At 71.2% G+C, this 6,156-nt stretch carries 6 protein-coding genes and 1 pseudogene; 2 read left to right on the plus strand and 5 right to left on the minus strand.

The annotated features are described in order from the left end of the window. Positions 1-160: 160 nt before the first annotated feature. Entirely contained in the window at positions 161-1,303 is a 1,143-nt protein-coding gene (gene efeO, locus GT042_RS11285; RefSeq protein WP_161308579.1) for an iron uptake system protein EfeO, read from the minus strand. Between the two features lie 283 nt (positions 1,304-1,586). Between efeO and GT042_RS11290 the strand changes: the two genes are divergently transcribed. Beyond that, on the plus strand, positions 1,587-2,240 hold the full coding sequence (locus tag GT042_RS11290; RefSeq protein WP_345943742.1) for a PhzF family phenazine biosynthesis protein: 654 nt from the start codon (positions 1,587-1,589) through the stop codon (positions 2,238-2,240). A 66-nt stretch (positions 2,241-2,306) separates the two neighbouring features. On the opposite strand, the gene GT042_RS11295 is transcribed toward GT042_RS11290, so the two are convergent. Further along, the gene (locus GT042_RS11295; RefSeq protein ID WP_161308581.1) at positions 2,307-2,978 is read right to left on the minus strand and encodes a biliverdin-producing heme oxygenase; all 672 of its coding nucleotides are present in this window, start codon (positions 2,976-2,978) and stop codon (positions 2,307-2,309) included. A 195-nt stretch (positions 2,979-3,173) separates the two neighbouring features. Continuing rightward, on the minus strand, positions 3,174-4,031 hold the full coding sequence (gene map / locus GT042_RS11300; protein ID WP_161308582.1) for a type I methionyl aminopeptidase: 858 nt from the start codon (positions 4,029-4,031) through the stop codon (positions 3,174-3,176). 130 nt (positions 4,032-4,161) lie between these two features. Between map and GT042_RS11305 the strand changes: the two genes are divergently transcribed. Continuing rightward, a complete protein-coding gene (locus GT042_RS11305) occupies positions 4,162-4,383 on the plus strand; it encodes a hypothetical protein (RefSeq protein ID WP_161308583.1) in 222 nt (73 codons plus the stop codon). Positions 4,384-4,490: 107 nt separating this feature from the next. On the opposite strand, the gene GT042_RS11310 is transcribed toward GT042_RS11305, so the two are convergent. After that, positions 4,491-5,825: an MFS transporter gene (locus GT042_RS11310; RefSeq protein WP_161308584.1), complete on the minus strand. Its 1,335-nt coding sequence runs from the start codon at positions 5,823-5,825 to the stop codon at positions 4,491-4,493. A 96-nt stretch (positions 5,826-5,921) separates the two neighbouring features. Then, positions 5,922-6,156, minus strand: a pseudogene (locus GT042_RS11315) (hypothetical protein); the annotation flags it as partial.

The following is a 6,156-nucleotide window of genomic DNA, read 5'->3' on the forward strand; positions in this document are numbered from 1 at the left end:
GGCCGCGACGGCACCGAGCGCGAGCCCGGCGCCGCCCCAGCCGAGGAGGGAACGCCGGGAGGGCGCGGCGCCCTTGCCGGCGGCCCCGGGAGAGCTTTCGGTCGTCTGGTCGTCCACGGCGTACCCGTTCCCTGCCTGATACTTGATGCCCGATACCTGACTACTTGACGACGGCGGCGGCGAGCCGGGAGAGCGGCTCCGCGAGCGCGTTCACCGCGTCGGAGAGCTCCTTGCGCTGCGGCTCACGGACCTTGTCGTACGAGACGAACTCGTACGAATCGGCCCCGCCCGTACGGTACTTGTCGAGCAGCGTGTTCAGCGCGGCGAACTGCTTGCCCAACTCCGTCACCAGGGCCGCGTCGTTCTTCCCCGCGACCGGCTTGAGCAGCTCGAACGACTGCTGCGCGCCCTCGACGTTGGCCTTGAAGTCGACCAGGTCGGTGTGGCTGTAGCGGTCCTCCTCGCCGGTGATCTTCCCGGAGGCGACCTCGTCGAGCAGTTCCTTGGCGCCGTTGGCCATGGAGGTCGGCGTGATGACGGCCTTGCCGACCCGCTTCTGCCAGTCGGCGAGGTCCTTGTCCAGCTCGTCGGCGAGGGACGTGGCGTCCGGGCTCAGCTTCTTGTCCTGCCAGAGTTCCTTCTCCAGCCGGTGCCAGCCGGTCCACTTCTGGCCCTTCTCCAGGCCGTCCGCGCGGGTGTCGACCAGCGGGTCGATGTCACCGAAGGATTCGGCGACGGGCTCGGTGCGCTCCCAGCCGATGCGGGAAGGCGCGTACGCCTTCTTCGCGCCCTCGATGTCACCGGCGCGCACGGCGTCGGTGAAGACCTTCACCTTCGGCAGCGTGGCATCGGCCTGCTCCTGCGCGTACTTGCGGTACGCGGCGACCGCGGCGTCCTTCTCCGGGCTGCGCGTGACGGCCGTACCGCCGGTGACGGTGACCTTCTGGCGGATGCCGTCGCCCTTCATGCCGGGCTTGCAGGCGATTTCGTACGAACCGGACTTCACCTCGGCGGTCAGCGTGGCCTTGGTGCCGGGGCCGATGTTCTCGCGCTCGGTCACGATGCGGTCGTCCGGGAAGAGGAGGTAGACCTCGGTGACCTTCGAGCCCTTGTTCTCGACGGCCAACTCGACGTGGCCCGACGGGAACTCCTTCTTCGACACGTCGCAGGAGGTGTCCTTCGCCGTGACCTGGACGGCGTCGCCGCCGGCCTTGGCGTCGCTCTTGTCGGCGCATCCCGTGACGGCGGTCAGGGCGGCCACCGCGGTGATCGCGGCGACGACGGAGAGGCGGGCAGGGCGCATGCGGGACTCCACAAGGGTGGTGACGAGGGACGGGGACGTTGGTGAGGCAGGCCTAACTTAACGAAGGCTTACCTGGCTTTGCCCTCTTCGTCCAGTGATTCGGATCTCACTCCTCGCGCCCGGACACGGCGGGATCACGGGTGCTCCACGGTCGGGCCATGGGTGGGTCAAGCGCGGGTCAAGGTGACCGATTCGCCCTTTTCTGGCGGTCGTTCGCCGAGGCCGTCCACGGGGGTCGATGTCCTGTTCGAAAGTGCGGGGTCCCGGGTGTTTGAATGCCCGGGTGAATGACATCGACGTACTCAGCGTCTTCTGCGGGGCCGACGGCCGGCACGGCAACACCCTCGGCGTCGTGCGCGAGGGCCGGGACCACCCCGACCGCGCCGACCGGCAGGCGATCGCCGCCGAACTCGGCTACAGCGAGACCGTGTTCGTCGACGACCCCGAGCGCGGTGTGGTCGACATCTACACCCCCGGCCTGCGGCTGCCGTTCGCCGGCCACCCCCTCGTGGGGACGGCGTGGCTGCTCGACCTGGAGTCCGTGAACCCGCCCGCGGGTGAGGTGTGGGTGCGCCAGGACGGCGAGTTCACCTGGATCACCGCCCGCCCCGAATGGGCGCCGCCGCGGCAGCTCCGGCAGTACGGCTCCGTCGCCGAGGTCGACGCCCTGCCCGCCCCGCCGCCCGGCGAGGGCTGGCTCTACGCCTGGGCGTGGCAGGACGAGGCGGCGGGGCGCGTCAGGGCCCGGGGCTTCCCGCGCCGGGACGACGGCATCGCGGAGGACGAGGCGACGGGGGCGGCGGCGCTGCTGCTCACCGAACAGCTGGGCCGCGCGCTGAACATCACGCAGGGCAGGGGCTCGCAGATCCTCACCGCGCCGGCTCCCCGGGGCGAGATCGAGATCGGCGGCCGGGTTCGGTTGCACCAGGGGCGCTAGGCGCGGCCGGACGGGCCGGACGCGCCGGACGTGCTGAGGGGCGGCCGGGCGGGCGCCCGGCCTCACTCACGCGCTGCGCGGGAACTCTTCCCCCAGCTCACGGAAGACCGCGCCGTTGAAGTCGAACGCCCGCTTGCACTCGTCCACGATCCGCTGCTTCTCCAGGTCGTCGACCGCCACCGCGTCCAGCAGCTCGCGGTAGTCGCGCTTGAACGCGGCCGGGTTCGGGATCCCCTCGAAGACGTAGAAGCGGACCCCGTCCCCCTTGCGCGCGAACCCCCACGCCTTCTCCGCCCGGTCGCGGATGATCTGGCCGCCGGACAGGTCACCCAGATAGCGGGTGTAGTGGTGTGCCACGTATCCGCCGGGCCACACGCGGGCGCACTCCTCCACCCGGGCCGCGTACGCGGCGGTCGCAGGAAGCGGTTCCAGGCCCGTACGCCACTCCGTACCGCACAGATGCGCCAGATCGCGCTCCAGCTCCGGCGTACGCGCCAGCTCGCGCCGGATGAAGGGCCCGGCGACCGGATCGTCCGCGAGCGCCTCGGAGGCGCCTTCCAGTGCGCGGTACACGAACCACAGCTGCTGGGTGTAGCGGGTGTACGCGTCCACCCCGAGCCGCCCGCCCAGCAGGTCGCCCATGAAGGGCGAGGTCTCGGCCTGGGTGTGCTGTTCGTGCGACGCGACGCGGATCAGGGTGGAGAACGGTGTACCGACGGTGACGGTGCGTGCGTCCAAGGCGGGCCTCCGGGGACCGAGGGGGACGGGAGCACCGGAAGTGCCCACGGGGGCAGCACGGGGGCTTGCCACCACGGATCCTCCTACTTAGGCTTACCTAAGTCAACTGGTTCCCGACGTCCTGTCGGTAAAACGCTACCCGGCTCCCACCAGGGGCGCTCGCCCGGAGAAGCCCGCCGGGAGGCGCGGGAGGACTCAGGGAAGCGTGAGGATCTCCGCCCCGGTGTCGGTCACCACCAGGGTGTGCTCGAACTGCGCAGTCCGCTTGCGGTCCTTCGTCACGACGGTCCAGCCGTCGTCCCACATGTCGTGCTCGTACGTACCGAGCGTGAGCATCGGCTCGATGGTGAAGGTCATCCCGGGTCTGATGACGGTCGTGGCGTGCGGGCTGTCGTAGTGCGGGACGATCAGTCCGGAGTGGAAGGACGTGTTGATCCCGTGGCCGGTGAAGTCTTTGACGACGCCGTAGCCGAAGCGCTTGGCGTACGACTCGATGACCCGCCCGATCACGTTCAGCCGGCGTCCGGGCCGTACGGCCTTGATCGCGCGGTTCAGCGCCTCGCGCGTCCGCTCGACGAGCAGTGTCGATTCTTCGTCGACGTCACCGCAGAAGTAGGTGGCGTTGTTGTCCCCGTGCACGCCGCCGATGTACGCGGTGACGTCCAGGTTCACGATGTCGCCGTCGCGGAGCACCGTGGAGTCCGGGATCCCGTGGCAGATCACCTCGTTGACCGACGTGCAGAGGGACTTGGGGAAGCCCCGGTAGCCGAGCGTCGAGGGGTAGGCGCCGTGGTCGCACATGTAGGCGTGGGCGACCCGGTCCAGCTCGTCGGTCGTCACCCCCGGCGCGATGTGCTTCGCGGCCTCCTCCATCGCCCGCGCGGCGATGCGCCCCGCGATCCGCATCAGCTCAATCGTTTCGGCGGATTGGATCTCCGGCCCGGTGTACGGGGTAGGAGCGGGTTTCCCGACGTATTCGGGGCGCCGGATGTTTCCGGGAACGGAACGTGCGGGAGAGAGCTCCCCTGGTACGAGCAGCGACTGGCCAGACATGCGAACGAGTCTATCCAGCGTCGCGGCGGCGGCCGGGGGGCAGCATGGCGTCAGGGACGACGACATGAACGACGACATCGACGACGTCACGAACGACATCGACGACGACGGAGAAGAAAGGGAGCCGGGCATGGCCCTGTTCAAGAAGCGCACGGTGGGCAAGCCGGGCGAGTGGTACTACTGCCTGGAGCACGGCAAGGTCGAGGAGGGCCCCGAGTGCCCGGCCAAGGACCGCTTCGGCCCGTACGCGTCCCGCCAGGAGGCGGAGCACGCGATGGACACGGCGAAGGAGCGGAACACGGAGTGGGAGAACGACCCCAAGTGGCACGACAGGCCGGGCGGCGGGTCCTAGGGCGTGTCCGCGAAGTGGGGTCTGGCTCTCCGGGCGGACGACCCCCCTTCGCGGACACGCCCTAGGACCCGTCCGGCCGGGGAGCGTGTACGGCCCCTCCCGCCCCCTCACCCCGCAGGCAGCGAGGTGGTCGGCGGGGCCGGGGCCGTCGGCGGTGCGGGCGCGATCGGCGGCGTCGGCGTGACCGCCTCCTGGTGCGCGCGCCGGCGCAGCGCGTCCTCGTCCGTGCTCGCGTCGTACGTCACCAGCCTCGGCAGGACCGCCGACAGCAGGCCCACCGACACCAGGCAGGCCAGCCCGCCGCCCCACACCGCCGGGCGGGTGCCGGTCCAGCCGGCCATGGCACCCGCCCTGACCTGCCCGAGCTGGGGTCCGACGCTGTACGACAGCACCTCGATGCCCGCCAGCCGCCCGCGCAGCTCCTCCGGGATGGTCTGGTTCCAGATCGTCGAGCGGCCCAGGCCGCTCAGCATGTCGCCCGCCCCGGCGAAGGCCAGGCAGACCAGCACCACCCACACGTTGGAGAACCACCCCGCCGCCGTGATCGCCAGCCCCCACCCGGCCGCGCCGAACACCACGAACAGCCCGTGCCGCCGCACCCGTGAGGTCCAGCCGCTGGTCACGCTGAGCAGCACGGAGCCGACCGAGCCCGCCGCGTACATCAGTCCCAGCGACCACTCCGCGCCGAGGTCGTCCGCGAGGAACGGGAAGATCGAGTTCGGGAAGGCGAAGAGCATCGCCGCCAGATCGATCGCGTACGTCCCGAGGAGGACCGGTCTGCTCCACGCGTACCGCGCGCCCTCCGCGATGCCCCGCAGCGACGGCTTCCGCGCGTCGTGCGCGGCCGGCGCGGGCGACAGGCGCAGACACATCAGTACGGAGACGGCGAAGCCCACGATCGTGATGCCGTACGCCGGGGCGTGACCGGCGAACGCCACGACCACGCCCGCCAGCGAGGGCCCCGCGATCGCGCCCATCTGCCAGCGCACGGCGTTCAGCGCGGCGGCGGCCGTGAGCTGGTCGTGCGGGACGATCCTGGCCAGCAGCGAGTCCAGCGCGGGGCGCTGGAGCCCGGCGAGCGCGGAGACCCCCGCCGCCACCACGTACAGCGGCCACAGCAGCGGCTCCGGCAGCAGCGCGTTCACGAGCAGCACCCCGGCCAGCACGCCGAGCCCGGCCTCGGTGAGGAGGATGACCTTGCGCCGGTCGACGGCGTCGGCGAGCGCCCCGCCGTACAGGCCGAAGACCACCAGCGGCACCAGCTCGACCGCGCCCATCGCGCCCACCGCGAGGGGGGAGTCGGTCAGGTCCTTGATCTGGAGCGGCAGGGCGATCATCGCCATGAAGCTCGCGAAGTTCGTCACCAGCCCCTGGATCCAGAGGAGCCGGAAGTCCCGGGAGGAGCGGAGCGGGGAGAGATCCGGCAGGAGCGCGGCGAACATCTTGGTCACAGGGGGCCATGTTGCGGCCGGAAGCCTGTACAAGGCAACCGGTTTACTGCGGCCGGTCCGCCTTCCGCTCCCGCCGCGCCGGGGATCTCACCAACGGGAGGGCGGCGGCGCCGTCAGCTGGTCGGCCAGCCGGGACAGCCGGTCGCGGAAGCGCCGTTTCCCCCGCTGGGCCGGCAGGCTGTTCTCCCCGGCCGCCGCGGACACCAGGTGCTGCACGGTGTCCAGGTCCACGCCGTGCGCCGCGTCGCCCGCCGCCACGCTCAGCGCCTCGTGCGCCAGGCCCCGCACCTCCGCGTCCCCGCCGTCGAGCGACAGCACGGTC

This window comes from Streptomyces sp. SID3212, from assembly GCF_009865405.1.
Taxonomy (GTDB): domain Bacteria; phylum Actinomycetota; class Actinomycetes; order Streptomycetales; family Streptomycetaceae; genus Streptomyces.

Coding starts and splice junctions, on each gene's coding strand:
- GT042_RS11310 (WP_161308584.1), bottom strand. CDS start 5,825: ATGTTCGCCGCGCTCCTGCCGGATCTCTCCCCGCTCCGCTCCTCCCGG.
- efeO (WP_161308579.1), bottom strand. CDS start 1,303: ATGCGCCCTGCCCGCCTCTCCGTCGTCGCCGCGATCACCGCGGTGGCC.
- GT042_RS11305 (WP_161308583.1), top strand. CDS start 4,162: ATGGCCCTGTTCAAGAAGCGCACGGTGGGCAAGCCGGGCGAGTGGTAC.
- map (WP_161308582.1), bottom strand. CDS start 4,031: ATGTCTGGCCAGTCGCTGCTCGTACCAGGGGAGCTCTCTCCCGCACGT.